Origin of the sequence: Stappia taiwanensis, assembly GCF_014635285.1 — a bacterium.
GTDB classification, from domain to species: domain Bacteria; phylum Pseudomonadota; class Alphaproteobacteria; order Rhizobiales; family Stappiaceae; genus Stappia; species Stappia taiwanensis.
The window spans coordinates 173,527-191,118 of the sequence record NZ_BMCR01000005.1 but is presented as its reverse complement, the minus strand read 5'-3'; the positions used below and the strand labels follow the sequence as shown (position 1 = coordinate 191,118).

General features: G+C 65.1%; 17 protein-coding genes. 9 read left to right on the top strand and 8 right to left on the bottom strand.

The annotated features are described in order from the left end of the window. Window positions 1–100 precede the first annotated feature (100 nt). Together IEV83_RS13485 and IEV83_RS13480 are read left to right on the top strand one after the other, a co-directional pair. Window positions 101–1,015: a LysR family transcriptional regulator gene (locus IEV83_RS13485; RefSeq protein ID WP_181759833.1), complete on the top strand. Its 915-nt coding sequence runs from the start codon at window positions 101–103 to the stop codon at window positions 1,013–1,015. Window positions 1,016–1,076: 61 nt separating this feature from the next. Further along, window positions 1,077–2,318, top strand: a complete 1,242-nt coding sequence (locus IEV83_RS13480; protein ID WP_181759834.1) for an amidase family protein — start codon at window positions 1,077–1,079, stop codon at window positions 2,316–2,318. Between the two features lie 92 nt (window positions 2,319–2,410). Here IEV83_RS13480 and IEV83_RS13475 read toward each other — a convergent pair whose 3' ends face one another. The 5 genes from IEV83_RS13475 to rpsF all read right to left on the bottom strand — a co-directional run bounded on the left by IEV83_RS13475 (window position 2,411) and on the right by rpsF (window position 7,846). Beyond that, window positions 2,411–4,957 (bottom strand): zinc-dependent metalloprotease, encoded by a 2,547-nt coding sequence (locus IEV83_RS13475; RefSeq protein ID WP_181759835.1) that lies wholly within the window; start codon window positions 4,955–4,957, stop codon window positions 2,411–2,413. 489 nt (window positions 4,958–5,446) lie between these two features. Next, on the bottom strand, window positions 5,447–6,154 hold the full coding sequence (locus IEV83_RS13470) for a carbonic anhydrase (RefSeq protein ID WP_181759836.1): 708 nt from the start codon (window positions 6,152–6,154) through the stop codon (window positions 5,447–5,449). Between the two features lie 279 nt (window positions 6,155–6,433). Further along, window positions 6,434–7,033 carry a 50S ribosomal protein L9 gene (gene rplI, locus IEV83_RS13465; protein WP_181759837.1) on the bottom strand — a complete coding sequence of 200 codons (600 nt, stop codon included), beginning with the start codon at window positions 7,031–7,033 and terminating at the stop codon, window positions 6,434–6,436. A gap of 133 nt (window positions 7,034–7,166) precedes the next feature. After that, window positions 7,167–7,415, bottom strand: a complete 249-nt coding sequence (gene rpsR / locus IEV83_RS13460) for a 30S ribosomal protein S18 (protein WP_181759838.1) — start codon at window positions 7,413–7,415, stop codon at window positions 7,167–7,169. Window positions 7,416–7,426: 11 nt separating this feature from the next. Then, the gene (rpsF, locus tag IEV83_RS13455; protein ID WP_181759839.1) at window positions 7,427–7,846 is read right to left on the bottom strand and encodes a 30S ribosomal protein S6; all 420 of its coding nucleotides are present in this window, start codon (window positions 7,844–7,846) and stop codon (window positions 7,427–7,429) included. Between the two features lie 360 nt (window positions 7,847–8,206). On the opposite strand from rpsF, the gene fabD reads away from it, so the two are divergent. From fabD to gmk, 7 genes are all read left to right on the top strand, one after another. Then, window positions 8,207–9,154, top strand: a complete 948-nt coding sequence (fabD, locus tag IEV83_RS13450) for an ACP S-malonyltransferase (RefSeq protein WP_181759840.1) — start codon at window positions 8,207–8,209, stop codon at window positions 9,152–9,154. Window positions 9,155–9,190: 36 nt separating this feature from the next. Beyond that, window positions 9,191–9,928 carry a 3-oxoacyl-[acyl-carrier-protein] reductase gene (fabG, locus tag IEV83_RS13445; RefSeq protein ID WP_181759841.1) on the top strand — a complete coding sequence of 246 codons (738 nt, stop codon included), beginning with the start codon at window positions 9,191–9,193 and terminating at the stop codon, window positions 9,926–9,928. A 279-nt stretch (window positions 9,929–10,207) separates the two neighbouring features. Beyond that, entirely contained in the window at window positions 10,208–10,444 is a 237-nt protein-coding gene (locus tag IEV83_RS13440) for an acyl carrier protein (RefSeq protein ID WP_181759842.1), read from the top strand. A 60-nt stretch (window positions 10,445–10,504) separates the two neighbouring features. Then, window positions 10,505–11,767, top strand: coding sequence for a beta-ketoacyl-ACP synthase II (gene fabF, locus IEV83_RS13435; RefSeq protein WP_181759843.1), 1,263 nt, complete (start codon window positions 10,505–10,507; stop codon window positions 11,765–11,767). A gap of 85 nt (window positions 11,768–11,852) precedes the next feature. Beyond that, window positions 11,853–13,070: an endolytic transglycosylase MltG gene (gene mltG / locus IEV83_RS13430; protein ID WP_181759844.1), complete on the top strand. Its 1,218-nt coding sequence runs from the start codon at window positions 11,853–11,855 to the stop codon at window positions 13,068–13,070. Then, window positions 13,067–13,981 (top strand): YicC/YloC family endoribonuclease, encoded by a 915-nt coding sequence (locus IEV83_RS13425; protein ID WP_209003153.1) that lies wholly within the window; start codon window positions 13,067–13,069, stop codon window positions 13,979–13,981. Before mltG ends, IEV83_RS13425 begins: the two co-directional genes overlap by 4 nt. Window positions 13,982–13,984: 3 nt before the next feature. Next, on the top strand, window positions 13,985–14,689 hold the full coding sequence (gene gmk / locus IEV83_RS13420) for a guanylate kinase (protein ID WP_181759845.1): 705 nt from the start codon (window positions 13,985–13,987) through the stop codon (window positions 14,687–14,689). Window positions 14,690–14,734: 45 nt separating this feature from the next. On the opposite strand, the gene rsmA is transcribed toward gmk, so the two are convergent. The 3 genes from rsmA to IEV83_RS13405 are packed head-to-tail and all read right to left on the bottom strand — an operon-like array spanning window position 14,735 to window position 17,556. Then, window positions 14,735–15,592, bottom strand: coding sequence for a 16S rRNA (adenine(1518)-N(6)/adenine(1519)-N(6))-dimethyltransferase RsmA (gene rsmA / locus IEV83_RS13415; protein ID WP_181759846.1), 858 nt, complete (start codon window positions 15,590–15,592; stop codon window positions 14,735–14,737). A 10-nt stretch (window positions 15,593–15,602) separates the two neighbouring features. Continuing rightward, a complete protein-coding gene (pdxA, locus tag IEV83_RS13410; protein ID WP_181759847.1) occupies window positions 15,603–16,622 on the bottom strand; it encodes a 4-hydroxythreonine-4-phosphate dehydrogenase PdxA in 1,020 nt (339 codons plus the stop codon). Between the two features lie 7 nt (window positions 16,623–16,629). Further along, window positions 16,630–17,556, bottom strand: coding sequence for a peptidylprolyl isomerase (locus IEV83_RS13405; RefSeq protein WP_209003152.1), 927 nt, complete (start codon window positions 17,554–17,556; stop codon window positions 16,630–16,632). Between the last annotated feature and the right edge of the window lie 36 nt (window positions 17,557–17,592).

Genomic DNA, 17,592 nt, shown 5'->3' with positions numbered 1-17,592 from the left:
ACAGGTAGCCGGTCCCCAGTCATGGCGGAACGCGCATCATTTGCAGCTTATTCATGCATGAAACGCCTCATATGGCTGGAATCATGCTAGGGTTCGGCCCATGTCGCGGCCCGATCTCAACCTGCTCGTCACCCTGGAGGTGCTGCTGGCCGAAGGCAGCGTGGCTCGCGCCGCCGCGCGGCTGCACCTCAGCCCCTCGGCCATGAGCCGGGCACTGAAACGCCTGCGCGAGACGACCGGCGATCCGCTGCTGGTACGCGCCGGGCGCGGGCTGGTTCCCACCCCCCGGGCGCTTGAGCTGCGGGAGCGGGTCGCTGGGCTGGTCGCGGAGGCGGAAGCGGCTTTGCGCCCGGCGGCGGCGCTCGATCTCGCCCGGCTGCAGCGGGTCTTTACCCTGAGGACCAGCGAAGGTTTCGTGGAGAGTTACGGCGCGGATCTGATGGCCCGTCTCATGCGTCAGGCCCCTGGCGTGCGTCTGCGCTTCGTGCAAAAGCCGGACCGGGACAGCACGCCGCTGCGCGAAGGCACCGTTGATCTGGAAACCGGGGTCGTCGGCGAGGAGATGGGGCCGGAGTTGCGGGCGCAGGCGCTGTTTCGCGACCGGTTCATCGGCGTCGTGCGGTCCGGGCATGCCTTGTGCCGGGGCGAGATCACACCGGCGCGCTATGCGGCCGGGCGGCATGTGCTCGTCTCCCGTCAGGGTCGGGATGCGGGGCCGGTCGATCAAGCGCTGCAGGCGCTTGGGCTGGCGCGGAAGATTGCGGCAATCGTCGGCGGGTTTTCCTCGGCGCTGGCGCTGGTGCGGGGCTCGGATCTGATCACTGCTGTTCCCGAACGGCACACCGTATCCTTGCGCGATGATCTTTTCAGTTTTCCCCTGCCGGTTTTGGTGCCGGAGGTCACCGTGTCGCTGCTCTGGCACCCGAGGCTGGACGCCGATCCGGCCCATCGCTGGCTGCGTGAGTGCGTGCGCGAGGTCTGTGCGGGGGCGCCGCGATCCGTCGCGGACGGTTGAGCCGCACGGTCCGATTGGCTATCGGTCTTTGCGTATTTTGCAGTTTTTTCCGGAGATTTTCATGGCGTCTTCCCCGCACGTTTCCGCATCCGATCCGACCGGCTCGCTGGTCGAGCGCTTGTCGATCCCGCCCTATCGCGGCGGGGTGCTCGATGGTTTGCGCTTCACGGTGAAGGACAACATCGATCTGGCCGGCCGAAAAACCTCCTATGGCAGCCCGGCTTGGCGCGATGCCCATGCGGCGCCGCAGCAGAACGCGCTTTGCGTCGATCAGCTGCTGGCGGCGGGCGGAACTTGCATCGGTAAGGTGGTCGCCGATGAGTTCACCTACAGCCTTGACGGCGAGAGCCAGTTCTTTGGCACGCCGGTGAACGCGCGGGCGCCGGAGCGCGTCCCGGGCGGCTCGTCCAGCGGTTCCGCCGCCTCGGTCGCCGGCGGGCTCGCCGACTTCTCCCTGGGCACCGATTCCGGAGGCTCGATCCGGGTTCCGGCGAGCCTGTGCGGCCTTTGGGGCATGCGCCCGTCGCTGCACCGGATTTCCGAAGCCGGGGTGCTGCCGTTCATGCCGGGCGTCAGCACGGTCGGGGCGGCGGCGGACCGGTTCGCCGTGCTCGACAAGGCGATGCGGGTGCTGCTGCGCAGCGCGCCGGAAGGGGATGCGACGGCTGACGGGGAGCCGGCGGTTGAGCGGCTGCTGATTCTGGAGGATGCGTTTGAGCTTTGCGACGGCGCGGTCGCCCGCGCGGCGGAGGAAGCGCTGGGGACGATCTGCGACCGGGCCGGCATCGTCCCGGAGCGGGTGCGTTTTGCCGATCTGGTCGGCCGCGACATGGGGCTTGCCGACTGCAACGCAAAGGCCTTGCGCAATTTGCAGACGGCGGAGTTTCAAAACACCGGCGGCAACTGGATCGAGACGCAAAAGCCGGAGCTCGGCTTCGTCTTCTCCATGGCCTATGGCAATGTGCGGGCATTCGACCGGATCGCCGCGCTCGACAGTCTTGCCTTGTGCGAGCGGCTGTTCGAGGCGATCAACGCGGCGCTGCCGCAAGGCACGGTGATCTGTTTTCCGACCACACCGGTAATCGCCCCGTTGAAGGGGTCGCTGACCAGTCTGGAGGCGGTGCTGGCGTTCTACGATCCGACCATGGCGATCACGTCGTTTTCCGGTGTGGGCCGGCTGCCGGAAATCACTGCGCCGCTGCTGACTGTCGACGACGCGCCGGTCGGGCTCTCCTTCGCCGCTCGGCACTACGGCGATGAAGCCCTGCTCGCCGCCACCCGCGCCCTGCTGCAGCCGGAGTAGGGACCGGGAGAAGCGGACGCGCGGCGGCTGCGCCTAAGCGCTCGGGGGCTTGAGTGTTCTCAGCTTTCCTGCCTGCCCCGGCCGGTTGCGGTCTACCGGGCGAGCTGTCTGGCACGCGCGGCCATTGCCAGAAAATGGTAACGCTCGTCAGCGGTCCCGGCTTCATCGGCGGCGATCTCCAGACGATCCGCCAGCTTTGGCAACATGTCCCGCGCCCAGCCCGGAAAGACCGTCTCGGCGCTTGAGGATGTGATGCTCGCCGCGAATGCGGCTGTCAGCCCCTGGGCCATGGCGCTTCTTGCTTTCAGCCGGTCGGCCCGGTTCGAGGTCCTTTCTTCCTTCAGGATCGCAGCAATGTTGTCCAGATAGGCGCGTTGCAAGACGCGCCGCCAGGTCGGCGCGGACGACAGGTTGCTCCAGAGCGCCTCATAGGTGTCATCCGCGAAGTCCAGCGGCCCATAGGCAGCGGCGTTGCCGGCTTTCTGGGCCTCCAGTAATGGAAGTTTTTTGATGCCGGACGGAAACCCCGGATTTGGCAGAACTTCGAACAGATCGTCGACCAGCGAGGCCTGCAGGCCGGCGATTGCCTCCGCTCCACCAAAAACTGAGATGCGCTCGACCAGACCCGGTTCCAGATAGGCATTCAGGCTGCGGGCACCTTCTCCGAGGAGGTAGTGGATCGCGGCGCGCTGCTGTTCAGCGGGAACCAGTCGTCTGTAGGGGCTGGGCGCCCAGGGATAGGCCTCCACGCCGGCAATCAGCTTCGTCACCGATTTCAGGAACCGCATGTGGAAGGTCTGGATTGCGCCATAGGCGGCTGCCAGCTCCGTCTCGTCGCCCTTCGTTGCCGCCGACAGCTTCTCAATCGCCCGGACGATGTTGGTGACGCCGAGCCGTGTGGCTTCAACTCGCTCGATCCCTGTGCTTTCCATCAGAACGCGAGGGTCGGCATTCCAGATCTCCATTTCGCCGGCCAGTTCCCCCGCAGCCCATTGCAACCGGCGATCGGCTTGCGCCGCCTCGACGAGACTGGCGAGCGCCTTGTTTTCCTCATCCGGCGTCTTTCCGAAATCGCCATAGCCCCATTTGATCGCGAAGAAATCATAAGGCCCGGGATCCGGTATGAACTTGGTGACGCCGTCTCCGGGTTGCGCTGCCTGGTTCCAGCGTCCGTAGGACATGATCGAGGTGGTCGCACCGGATGCGCTGTTGGCGAACTCCGGATTGCGCATCTGGGCGATGGAATAGGCGGTGGATGCCAGGTGATTGTGCCGCAAGCCAATGCCATGGCCGACTTCATGGGCAACGGCATATTGCAGCAACCGTCCCTGCAATTCTTCGCTCAAGGGGAGAGAGGTGACCCTCGGGTCGAGCGCGGCATGGATGCCGAAATAGTATTGGCTGAATATCGTGATGACCCCTGGCCAGACCTCCACGTGCGACGACAGGATCTCGCCCGATCGCGGATCGACGATATGCGGTCCGGTCGCGTTTTGCGTCGGCCGGGCAAGCCACCTGATGGTGCTGTGGCGCGCATCCTCCGGTGTCCAGTTCGGATCGTCCGCGAAAGACGGAGCATCGCGCGCGACAATTGCGTTGGAAAAGCCCGCAGCCTCGAAGGCAGGCTGCCAGCTCTCCACTGCGCGTTTCAGATAGGGCCGCCACCGGTCCGGCACCTCGCGGCCGATGTAGAAGACGATCGGCTCGACAGGGTCGCTGACTGGAGCGTCCGGGGTCTTCTTCTCCAGCCTGTACCGCATGATCAAACCTTGCGTTTGCGCCAGGCGGCCGGCGTCTTCATAGACGGTGAAATCGGAATCCTGTTCGGTCACACCGGACCCGGTGCGAAAATACCCGACTCTGGGATCGAACTGCCGTGCGGCCATCGGTTTTTCGGGCAGCATGACCAGCGAATGACCGACCCGCATCGAGATGTTCCGTGGCGGCGCAATCGGGTCCTTGGCCTTGGCAAGGAAGGTCAGATGCGTCCTGACATTGAAGTTCTCGGGGAACACGCGCACGCTGGTGATGTAGGAGGCTGCCGGATTCACCTTGAGTGGCGTTAATCCGGTCTTGGCGATCAGCGCACGCGCCGACATGAAGTCGATGTCGTTGGAAAAGAGCGCCGTGATATCGACCAGAACACGCCCGTCCTCGGCCGAGGCGACAACTGGCAAAATCGCCGCGATCGGCGGCTCGTTGGACCGGCGCACGGCAATCGCAATCGGATTGATCGTCGCTCCCGTTTGCTGGCCGAGCTCTGGCGCCTGGGTGTCGCCGATGCGAGTGCCGAAGGTCGCCGTCAGGTCGCGGACAAAGACCTTGTCGCCGCGATGCTGGAACTGGACGACAGAGCCGCCCAACCATAGATGGTCATCTGCGCCGGATGGCACGGTGACCGTTTCAGAGTACCACAGGAACAGCCGCTCGAAGGCTGCTGTGGGAAGGACAACCAGAGCCTTTTCGTTTTTCGAATAGGCCTCGATGGTTCCCTTGCCGAGAAGTTTGGCATCGGAGAGAGCAGTTTCGATTGAAACCGCCTCGGGGGCGTTTTTCTGATCCTGAGCGCTGACGGAAAAGCAACTTGCCAGCAAGCCGAGAACACTTGCGACGACAGCGACAATCACATCCTGTTTCATGACATGCTCCCAATCCTGAGTGCTCCCTCCGGGACCTCACGCCGTCGAAGGCATGCGCCTGCCATCAGGGTGGCCGAGACGCTGCACCATTGGCCGGCGTCGATCTCAAGCGACGGGTTGCGGTACGGATGGACGGGTGCCGCACGCCATCCCCGCCGGGACGCAAGGTTCCCGCTGGCGAGGAGGGGGCGGGCTGCGCCAATCCGTTGCCATGGTCACATATTTTCTTTGAAATATTACACGATTTTTCGAATAAATCAGAACATATCGCAGGGTAAATTATTTTGCATTGCAGCATTTTGTTTTGGATGGATTTAGGTGAATTTTGGGGCTTATGCTTTCATTGATGTTTTCTTTTTTAATTCTCGAAATTATTTTGGCGATGCTATCTTCCAAGACACAAAAGTCCCGCCGGCGTTGGCGGGGCTTGTCTCGTCGTTTGCAATCCCCGCCCGGAGTGCGGGCGGGGGCGCTGCCGGTCTGGGGCTCCTAGATGAAGCTGACCTTGCCGGTGGCGATGTCGTAGACGCCGGCCATGGACTTCAGCTTCCCGGCAGCGGCCTGCTCCGACAGGATCGGCGCGGCGCCCTGCGCCTTTGCCGCGTTCAGCCGGGCGTTCTCGGCGGTGGCGGCCGCCAGAAGGTCGCCCGGATCGCTGGCCATGGCGCTTTCCACCGCCGGACGGATGGCATCTGTCAGGCTCGGCAGGTGGCCGGGCAGGGTGGTCTTCTCCTTGACCACCTTGATGGTGGCGTCGACCGCACCGCAGGCACTGTGGCCGAGAACGACGATCAGCTTGATGCCGAGAACGGCGGCGCCGTATTCAAGGCTCGCCAGCCCGTCTTCATTGATGAAGTTGCCAGCCACCCGGATCACGAACAACTCACCCGGCCCCTGGTCGAAGATCAGTTCCGGTGAAACACGGGAATCGGCGCAGCTGACGATGGCGGCAAAGGGCTGCTGCCCGAGCGCCCGGTTGGCGCGGCCGACCGAATGGTCGGTGTTGACCGGGGTGTTCGCCACATAGCGTGCATTGCCCTCGATCAGCCGCTGCATTGCTTCATCTGGCGAGACCGGCATGGCGGCGGTTTCCGCTGAAGCGCGCGAGGCGACCAGCGGCGCGGCCATGGAAAGTGCCAGGCCGCCGGCGAGCAGGCCACGCCGGGTTACGAATGTCGTCGCACATTTCTCACACATGAAACTCTCCTCCTGACTGCGTCTCGCAGGATGTTACTAAGAGGAAGGTTAAATCAACCTGTCGTTTCGCTCGGAGGTTGTCGCAATGTCCGATTTCATCGACTCCAGCAAGCCATACCCCGGGAGGGGTTTCGTTGCATCGCGCTGCGTTACCCGCTTTCAGAAGGACTTGTCCGCCGCAGCGGAAGGAGGTGAAGGCATGACAAAGAAAAAGGCCCCGCCGTTGCCGGCGAGGCCTTGTTTTTTTCAATCAGGGGCAGAGCCCGGGCTGAGCCTTGCTCAGAGAGCTTCTTCGGAGGTCTCGTCCTCGGCGGAAGCCTCTTCGCCTTCGCCTTCGCCCTCGGTGCCTTCCTCGTCCTCTTCTTCCTCGAACTCGAACGTGTCGTGGTCGCGGCTGGTGAGGTCTTCACCACGCGCCTGACGCTCGGCCTCGTCGGCGGAACGGGCGATGTTGACAGTCACGCTGACCTCGACTTCCGGGTGCAGCACGATGGCAACCGTGTGCAGACCGATGGTCTTGATCGGACGGTCGAGGCGGACCTGGGAGCGGGCAACGGAGAAGCCGTTCTCGGTCATTGCCTCGGCGATGTCGCGCGGGGAGGCCGAGCCGTAGAGCTGACCGGTCTCGCCGGCCTGGCGCACGATCACGAAGGACTGTCCGTCCAGGGTGCTCGCGACCTGTTCGGCCTCGGTCTTGCGCTCCAGGTTGCGAGCCTCAAGCTGCGCGCGCTCGTTCTCGAAGCGCTGCAGGTTGGCCTTGTTGGCGCGTAGCGCCTTGCCCTGCGGCAGAAGGTAGTTACGGGCGTAGCCGTCGCGAACCTTCACCGTGTCGCCCATCTGGCCGAGCTTGGCAACGCGTTCCAGCAGAATGATCTTCATTGGTCTATGTCCTTTAGGTCTGTCCCACGCGAGGAGAGAAGTCCGCCGCGTGGTTAGGGGCGGCGCCGTGGCGCCAGACCCCAGCCGAATGTGATCCGGGCCGGCACGAGGCCGGCCGCACCAGTTCAGGTGCTTACTTGATCACGAAGGGAAGCAGGCCAAGGAAGCGGGCGCGCTTGATCGCACGGGCCAGCTCACGCTGCTTCTTGGCGGACACCGCGGTGATGCGGCTCGGGACGATCTTGCCGCGCTCGGAAACGTAGCGCTGCAGCAGACGGACGTCCTTGTAGTCGATCTTCGGCGAGTTGGCGCCGGAGAACGGGCAGGTCTTGCGACGGCGGAAGAACGGGCGGCGCGTCGGAAGTTGAGCGATATCAACCATCGTTTCTCTCCTTACGAGTCTTCGCCGCGGCGGCCGCCGCGATCACCACGGTCACGGTCGCCGCCACGTTCCGGGCGGTCGCCACGGCCACGGCGACGGTCATCCCGATCGCGCTTCTGCATCATTGCGGAGGGCTCTTCCTCGTGCTCGGCGACCTTGAGGGTCATGAAGCGCAGGATGTCCTCGTTGAGGCGCATCTGACGTTCCATCTCCGCGATCGCCGCCGGCGATGCGTCGAGGTTCATCAGCGTGTAATGCGCCTTGCGGTTCTTGTTGATCCGGTAGGCGAGGGTGCGAAGACCCCAGGATTCCACCTTGCCGACGGATCCTTCGTTCTCGGTGATCAGCGTCTTGTACTGCTCGACCATCTGCTCGACCTGCTGGGCCGAGACGTCCTGGCGAGCCAGGAACACATGCTCGTAAAGCGGCATATCAGTGCCTTCCTTTTCGTTCGGTTCACGGAACCCGGCGCTAAGCCTCTTCGAGCCTTCTAGAAGGCGGACGAAGCAACTTCGAAGGCGGAGACACGGGAAGACGGATGGGAATCGGGCCATCCTGCCAAGGCGAAACCGCTTGCGCGGTCCGGCCATCGACCTTCCGTTCAGCCCCCGGCCAGAGTTCCGAACGACGCGCGGCTTATACAGCAATTGGCGTGTTTCGCAAGGGTGGCGGCTTCTTCTGCCCGCTTTTTTATAGCGAACGGCTTGACAGGCAAGCGTTGGCCCGTGTCTTTGCGGCAACTTCATTTGTGCGCTCGCTGGGGCGGCGCGGCAGAAAGACGGAGCCACGAGATGAGCATTGCATTCACCTTTCCCGGCCAGGGCAGCCAGGGCGTCGGCATGGGCAAGGAGCTGGCCGATCGCTTTCCCGAGGCGCGCGCGGTCTTTGAGGAAGTGGACGCAGCGCTCGGCCAGCGCCTGTCGGATGTGATGTGGAACGGGCCGGCGGACGAGCTGACCCTGACGGCCAATGCCCAGCCGGCGCTGATGGCGGTCAGCCTGGCGACGATCCGGGTGGCGGAAGCGCGCGGTCTGGACCTTGCCGGCTCGGTGGCTTTCGTCGCCGGCCATTCGCTGGGTGAGTATTCCGCGCTGGCCGCCGCCGGTGCGCTGAGCATCGGCGATGCGGCGCGGCTGTTGCGCACGCGCGGCACGGCGATGCAGCAGGCGGTGCCGGTGGGCGAGGGCGCCATGGCGGCGCTTCTCGGGCTCGATTTCGAGACGGCGGAAAAGGTGGCGGCGGAAGCGGCCGGAGACGAGGTCTGCCAGGCGGCCAATGACAATGCGCCGGGGCAGGTTGTGGTGTCGGGCCACAAGGGCGCGGTGGAGCGGGCCATCGCGATTGCCCAGGAGCATGGGGCCCGCCGCGCGGTGCTCCTGCCGGTCAGCGCGCCGTTCCACTGTTCGCTGATGGCGCCGGCCGCCGATGTGATGGCCGAGGCGCTCGCCGCCGTCGAGCTCAAGGCGCCGGTGGTGCCGCTGGTGGCCAATGTGCTGGCCGGCCCGGTCTCCGACCCGGACGAGATTCGCAAGCTCCTGGTGCAGCAGGTGACCGGAACCGTGCGCTGGCGCGAGTCTGTGAGCTTCATGGCGGCCGAGGGCGTGGACACCGCCTTCGAGATCGGCACGGGCAAGGTGCTGACCGGGATGGTCAAGCGCATCGCTCGCGGGGTGACCGGCATTGCCGTGAACACGCCGGAGGATGTCGATCTGCTGATGGACCGGCTGGGCAACCCCTGATAGGCATACTGGGACAACAACAGGAAGTATCTGTGCATGTTTGATCTGACGTCAAAAACGGCTCTCGTTACCGGTGCGACCGGTGGGATCGGCGAGGCAATCGCGCGGGCCCTGCACGCGCGCGGCGCGACCGTGGCCCTGTCGGGCACTCGGGCGGAGAAGCTGGAGGCGCTGGCCGCCGATCTCGGCGAACGGGCACACGTGCTCCCGGCGAACCTGTCCGATCGCGAGGCGGTCGAGGGGCTGGTGCCGGCGGCCGAGGCGGCAATGGGCGGCCTCGACATTCTCGTCAACAACGCAGGCATCACCCGCGACAACATCTTCATGCGCATGAAGGACGAGGAGTGGGAGCAGGTGCTGGAGGTCAATCTGACCGCCGGTTTTCGGCTGTGCCGCTCCGCCGTCAAGGGCATGATGCGGCGCCGCTCCGGCCGGATCATCGGCATCGGCTCCGTCGTCGGCACCACGGGCAACCCGGGGCAGGCGAACTATGCCGCCGCCAAGGCCGGCATGATCGGCATGGCCAAGGCGCTGGCGCGTGAGGTTGCCAGCCGCAATGTCACCGTCAACACCATCTCGCCGGGGTTCATCGAAACGGCGATGACCGATGTGCTGAATGACAAGCAAAAAGAATCGATCCTCGGCACGGTGCCGGCAGGTCGGCTCGGCACGGCGGCTGAAATCGCCGCCGCCGCTGTCTATCTCGCCAGCGACGAGGCAGCCTATGTCACGGGACAGACGCTGCACGTCAATGGCGGTATGGCAATGATTTAAAAGAGGAATTGGCGCCGGGGGCATGGTGCTCCCGGATGCCTGTCGTGCCCGATCCGGGCGGCTGGTCAATGCTGGGAAAGTGTGTTACGAACCCGCCGGCCAGCAGACGCGAACATGGACGATTGGCGCTCGGGCGCGGCCGACCAGACGGACGAGGTCCACAGGATTTGGTGTCGGTTCGGGCTGGTACCCAATTCACCGAGTTCCGAAGATCGGGTACAAGGTACGGCGCTGGGCGCTGGATATGCGGAAACCGTTGGAAACATTAAGGATCATAAAATGAGCGATATCGCGGATCGGGTTAAGAAGATCGTCATCGAGCACCTCGGCGTGGACGCCGAGAAGGTGACGGTGGAAGCCAGCTTCATCGACGATCTTGGCGCTGACAGCCTTGACACCGTGGAACTGGTCATGGCCTTCGAGGAAGAGTTCGGGGTCGAGATTCCCGATGACGCTGCCGAGACGATCCTGACCGTCGGCGATGCGGTCAAGTTCCTTGAAAAGGCTGCCGCTTGATTTGAACTTCTTCACATCGGGCGGCATGCGTCGCCCGATGTGAGCAGAGATGGATTTGTGATGAGGCGAGTTGTCGTTACCGGCCTTGGTATGGTCACGCCGTTGGCGTGCGGTGTCGAGGAGAGCTGGTCCAGGATTCTCAAGGGCGAGAGCGGTGCAAGCCGGGTCTCCAGTTTCGAGGTCGAAGACCTGGCGTGTCAGATCGCCTGTCAGATCCCCCGTGGCGACGGGTCGAACGGGACCTTCAATCCAGATGACTGGATGGACCCGAAAGAGCAACGCAAGGTCGACGATTTCATTGTCTTCGCCATGGCGGCGGCCGAGCAGGCCATTGCCGACTGCGGCTGGAAGCCCGAGACCTATGAGGAGCAGATCCGTGCCGGCGTGTTGATCGGTTCCGGGATCGGCGGCCTGCAGGGCATCGAGGCAACGGCCCATGTGCTGCGCGACAAGGGGCCGCGGCGGGTCTCTCCGTTCTTTATTCCCGGTCGCCTGATCAATCTGGCGGGTGGCTATGTTTCGATCCGTCATGGATTGAAGGGGCCGAACCACGCGGTGGTGACGGCTTGCTCCACCGGTGCGCATGCCATTGGCGACGCGGCGCGGCTGATCGCGCTCGACGATGCCGATGTGATGGTCGCCGGCGGTACGGAATCGCCGGTTTGTCGGCTGGCGCTGGCCGGGTTCGCCTCGGCGCGGGCGCTGTCCACCGGTTTCAACGATCGGGCGAGCGAGGCCTCGCGCCCCTATGACAAGGACCGGGACGGGTTCGTCATGGGTGAGGGCGCTGGTGTGGTCGTGCTTGAGGAATACGAGCGGGCCAAGGCACGCGGCGCGACCATCTATGGCGAGGTGGTCGGCTACGGGATGTCGGGCGATGCCTATCACATCACCGCGCCGTCCTCCGATGGCGATGGCGCCTACCGCTGCATGCAGGCGGCGCTGAAGCGGGCCGGAATGTCGGCTGGCGAGATCGACTACGTCAATGCTCATGGTACCTCGACGCCGCTTGGCGACGAGATCGAGCTTGGCGCGATCCAGCGTCTGGCCGGCGATGCGGCAAGCCGGATGACCATGTCCTCGACCAAGTCCTCGACCGGGCACCTGCTCGGCGCGGCGGGTGCGATCGAGGCAATCTTCTCGCTTTTGGCGATGCGCGACGGCATGGCGCCGCCGACGATCAATCTGGTCAATCCCTCCGTGGAGACCGAGATCGATCTGGTGCCGAACAAGGCCAAGCCGATGACCATCGATTCCGCTTTGTCGAATTCCTTCGGCTTTGGCGGCACGAACGCCTCTTTGGTGTTCCGTAAGGTCGCTTGATACAAGCGACCTCCTTCGCGGTTTGGCCATAATTTCGCTTCATGTGGCGAACCCATTCACTCGTTCAACCTGACCGGATGGGATCATGACCGAGACGCCCAACAATGGATCCACAGGCTGCACGGAGGACACCGCGTCCTCCCTGCGCGTGCATCCGAAAAGTCCGCGTGAAGCGATCCAGCCGGATCAGGCACCGCCGCCGCCCTCGCGGTCGCGGCACGCGCGCAACCCGATCGTCATCTTCATCAATTTCCTGCTGAGCGTCGCCGTGATCGGCGTGGTCGCCGCCGGCGGTCTGCTCTATTGGGGCAAGACCGAGTTCGACGCGCCCGGTCCGATGACCGAGGACAAGACCGTTGTGATTCCTTCCGGTTCCGGCCTGTCGGTGATCGCCGATACGCTGGAGAACCAGGGGGTGATCGACAATGCCCAGATTTTCTGGGCCGGGGTGCTCGCCTACAAGAACGCGCAAAAGCTGAAAGCCGGCGAATACGCCTTCACCGCCGGCAGCTCGATGCGGCAGGTGATGGAAGACCTGGTGGAGGGCAAGGCGGTCTACCACACGGTGACCGTGCCGGAGGGCTGGACCAGTGCGCAGATCGTGGCGCGGGTGCGCGAGCATCCGGTGTTGACGGGCACGCTCGACAAGATCCCGCCGGAAGGGTCGCTGCTGCCGGAAACCTATACCTTCACCCGTGGCACCAGCCGGGCGCAGATCATCAAGCAGATGATGGAGGCGCAGAAGAATGCTCTGGCCAGCATCTGGGAGCGGCGTAACAAGGACATCCCGCTGGAAAGCCCGGAAGAGCTGGTGATCCTGGCATCGATCGTCGAGAAGGAAACCGCCCGGTCGGACGAGCGGACCCGGGTGGCCGGCGTGTTCATCAACCGGCTGCGCAAGTCGATGCGGCTGCAGTCGGATCCGACGATCCTTTACGGGCTGCATGGCGGCTCCGCCTGGCAGCAGGACCGCTCGGCGATCACCCGGTCCGATCTGGATGCGCGCAACCCCTACAACACCTATCAGATCGACGGGTTGCCGCCGGGGCCGATCGGCAATCCGGGCCGGGCGGCGATGGAGGCGGTGGCCAATCCGTCACGCACCAAGGATCTTTATTTCGTTGCCGATGGCACCGGTGGGCATGTGTTCGCCGAGACCTATGAGCAGCATCGTCGCAATGTCGCCAACTGGCGCAAGGTGGAGCGGGAGGCGCGCCGCAAGGCAGCCGAGGCCGCCAAGGCGGAAAAGGCCAAGGACGGTGATGCGAAAGAGCCCGCCGCAAACGGCGACGTGTCGCAATGAGCGGCGGCGGTCGGGAAACCGCTCCGGTTTCCAGCATGACCGGCTTCGGCCGGGCCGATGGCCGGGAAGGCACGGCGCGCTGGAGCTGGGAGTTGCGCTCGGTCAATGGCAAGGGGCTCGATGTGCGCCTGCGCCTGCCGGTGGGCTTCGATGCGCTTGAGGCACCCTGCCGTGAGGCGGTGACGCGCCGGCTTGCCCGGGGCAATGTAACCGTCGGGCTCAGCTTGCAGCGGGACCAGAGCGAGGCGACGCCGCAGGTCAATGAAGCGGCCCTGAGCGCCGTTCTTTCGGCGCTGGAGGCGCTGCGCCGCAGGCTGCCGGAGGCGGCGCCCGTGTCGCTCGACGGGATTCTGAACCAGCGCGGTGTGGTGGAGTGGAAGGAACCGGAAGAGGACGAGGCGGAGCGCGCGGCCTTGCTGGCGGCGATGAAGGCCTCGCTGGAAACCGGTCTCGACGCGCTTGAGGGCATGCGCCGCTCCGAAGGCAAGGCCATCGAGGCCGTGCTGCGCGGGCAGCTGGCGAAGATCGCGGAGTTGCGCGAGGCGGCCGAAGCCGCGCCCTGCCGCTCGCTGGAGGCGATCCGGGCGCGGTTGACCGCGCAGGTGGAAGCCTTGATGGAAACCGGAACGGGGCTCGATGCGGCGCGGCTGCATCAGGAGGCCGCGCTTCTGGCCACCAAGGCGGATGTGCGCGAGGAGCTGGACCGGCTGAAGGCGCATGTGGATGCGGCGCTGGAGCTCCTGGACGGCGGCGGGGCGATTGGCCGGCGGCTGGATTTCCTGGCGCAGGAGTTCAACCGCGAGGCCAACACCCTGTGCTCCAAGTCCAACGGAACGGAATTGACGGCCATCGGGCTTGAGCTGAAGGCGGTGATCGACCAGATGCGTGAGCAGATTCAGAACCTGGAGTAGATGATGAGCGAGTTTCCGAGCGGAACCGTGGTGACCTCGGACGAGGCGGATGCACGGCGCCGGGGCGTCATGCTGGTGCTGTCCTCGCCATCGGGGGCGGGCAAGTCGACCATTGCCCGCCAGTTGCTTGATCATGAAACCAACCTGAAACTGTCGATCTCGGTGACGACCCGGCCGCGCCGGTCGAGCGAGATCGACGGTGTGCACTATCATTTCATCACGCTGGAGCGGTTCGAGCAGATGCGTGCCCGCGATGAGCTGCTGGAATGGGCTGAAGTGCATGGCAATTTCTACGGCACGCCGCGTGACCCTGTGGAGAGGGCGCTGGAGAGCGGTCAGGACGTGCTGTTCGACATCGATATCCAGGGCACCTTCCAGCTCTACGAGACGGTGCGTCCGGATGTGGTGTCGCTGTTCATTCTGCCGCCGTCGATCGCCGAGATGAAGTCGCGGCTGCACCGGCGGGCGGAGGATACCCCCGAGGTGATCCAGCGCCGGCTGAAGACCGCCGTTGGCGAGATGAAACACTGGTCAAAATACGACTACGTGATCGTCAACGACGACCTGCAGCGCGCTTTCGACGGCGCCCGGTCGATCCTCAAGGCCGAGCGCCTGCGGCGCGAGCGCAGCCCGGCCATCGGCCGGTTCATCGACGGTATGGTCGAAGACCTGAAGCGGGAAACCGGCGAGGCGGCGGCGGACGACTGAGCCGCCCGTTTCCCCTGAATTGGCTCGCAAGGCGGCCCTTGGCTGCTAGCTGAAGGTCGCCTCGGCGCCGGCAAAGGCGTTGGCAAGGGCGACGAATTCCTCGATCGACAGTTGCTCGGCCCGTTCGGTCGGCGTGATGCCCGCCGCCACGATCCGCTCTTCCGCATCGGTGGCCAGCGGCTTCAGGCTGGCGCGCAGCATCTTGCGCCGCTGGCCGAAGGCGGCGGCGGTGACCCGCTCCAGCGCCTTCAGATCGCAGGCGAGCGGCTCGGCGCGCGGGGTCAGGTGGACGATTGCCGAAGTCACCTTGGGCGGCGGCGTGAATGCTTTGGGGCTGACATCGAAGGCAAGGCTTGCATGGCAGCGCCAGCCGGCCAGCACCCCGAGCCGGCCATAGGCTTTCGAGCCGGGGCGGGCGACGATGCGCTCGGCCACTTCCTTCTGGAACATCAGCGTCAGCGATTGCCACGCCGGTGGCCACTCGGCGCAGGCGATCCAGTTGATCAGCAACTGGGTGCCGACATTGTAGGGCAGGTTGGCAACGATCTTCAGCGGTCCACCGCCGGCGATGTCCGCAAGACGGATCTGCAGCGCATCGCCGGAAATCACCTCAAGGCGGCCCGGATAGTGGGCGGCGATTTCCGCCAGCGCCGGCAGGCAGCGCTCGTCCTTTTCCACCGCGACAACGCGCCGGGCACCAGCCACCAGCAGCGCCCGGGTGAGGCCTCCGGGGCCGGGGCCGACCTCCAGCACCGTGGCGTCTTCCAGCGGCGCGGCGGTGCGGGCGATGCGCAGCGTCAGATTGAGATCGAGCAGGAAATTCTGCCCGAGGGTCTTCTTGGCGCGCAGATCGTGGGTCTGGATCACCTCGCGCAAGGGCGGCAGCGTGTCGATCTGGCTCATGCAGTCGGGCTCATTCGATCAGGCCCGGATCCGACATCACCGCGGCCAGGCGCACGGCGGCGGCGAAACTGTCCGGCCGGGCCTCGCCGGTCCCGGCAATGGAAAGCGCCGTGCCGTGGTCGGGGGAGGTGCGCACGAAGGGCAGGCCGAGGGTGGCGTTGACCGCCTCATGGAAGGCGAGGGTCTTGGCCGGGATCAGCGCCTGGTCGTGGTACATCGCCAGGGCACAGTCATAGCCGGCGCGCGCTTCCGCGTGGAACATGGTGTCGGCCGGCAGGGGGCCTGTGGCGTCGATGCCCTCGGCCTGTAGCCGGGCGATGGCCGGGGCGATCACCTGATCGTCTTCCTGCCCCAACGCGCCGCCTTCGCCGGCATGCGGGTTGAGCCCGGCAATGGCAAGGCGCGGCTTGGCGATGCCGAAGCGGGTGATCAGGTCGTGATGGACGATCCGGGCGGTGGCAAGGATGCGCTCGCCGGTCAGTTCGGTCGGCACCGCGCTCAGCGGAATATGCACGGTGACGGGCACGACCAGGAGGTCCGGGCCGGCCAGCAGCATCACCGGCTGGTGCCGCTCCGCGCCGGACTGGCGGGCGAGGGCGCCGAGGAACTCGGTGTGCCCGGGATGCTGGAAGCCGGCGTCATAAAGCGCCTTCTTGTGGATCGGATTGGTAACGACCGCTGCGGCCTTGCCGGCCAGGGTGTCGGCGACCGCGCGCTCGATGGAGGCGATGACCTTCGCGCCGGTGGTCGGATCGGCCGTGCCGGGAGTATCTGCTACCGGTCCGTCCAATGGCACCACCGGCAGCGCATCGGGAAAGGTCTCCAGCGCCTCTTCCGGTGCGCATTCGCGCAGCTTCACCCGCAGGCCCAGACGCTCCGCCCGGGCGGTCAGAAAGGCGGGGTCGGCGATCACATAGAAGGGCGGGAGATCGTTTTCCAGCCGGTCGCGGTAGGCGCGCAAGGTAACATCCGGGCCAATGCCACCCGGTTCACCCATTGTCACGGCGAGGGGACGCAGGCTGGGGCGCATCATCCGCTCAGCGATAGTCGATCAGCGCCTTGCGGCGCAGTTCGCGGAGATAACGACGGCTGAGCTGCTGGCCTTCCTTGTTGCGCAGCTCATCCTCCACCTCGGCCCGGGCGGCGGCATCGCTGGCGATCTCGCGCTTGTCGCAGACGGCGATCATCTCATAGCCGTTCTGGGAGCTCTCCGGTGCGGTCAGCTTGCCGACAGCGGTTTTCGCCACGGCCTTGCGCAGGTTGTCCGGCAATTCCGATTCCAGCCGAAGCTGGGTCGGCATGACCACCACCTCGCGAAACTGCTTGGCCAAGGTTGCGGCCTGGTCGCAGGAGGAGACCTTGGAGCGGAAGCGTTGCGCCTCGCCCTTGCGCTTGGACTTCTGCCCCGAGGAGGCCTTTGCCGGCACCACGAAGATGACCGACTGGAGGCGGTACTCCATGCTCTTCTCGGCATCCTTGTCATTGTCGCGCTGCAGGGCAGCAATGACATCGGCTTCCTCAATGCGCACTTCGGCCTGGAACCGGCCGCGGATGATCTGCCCCCAGGCGATCTCCGCCCGAAGACGGTCGCGCAGGGTCTCCGGGTTGACACCGGACTGGCGCAACACGCCGGAGAGCTTCTTCGGTGACAGCTTGACGCGGGAGGCGAGGGTGGCGAAGGCGGCGTCGACCTCGGCCTTGGACACCGAAACACCGCGGCGGCTGGCTTCCAGCAGCTTCAGTTCATCGTTGATGAGCTCTTCGGTCGCCTGACGGCGTGCAGTCGAGCCGCCCACCCGGGTGGTCAGGCGGATCAGACCTGCCCGCTGGGCAATGTCATAGCTTGTGATCGGGCGATCATTGACGAGGACCTTGATCGACGTTTTCGCCATGGCCGGTGCGCTGAGCAGTCCCGCCGTCAACAGCGCCATTGCCGCAACACGCAGCCTTCGCATCATCGTCATCCCGTACCCCCTTCCTGTTTCGTCTCGCTGGCCGCC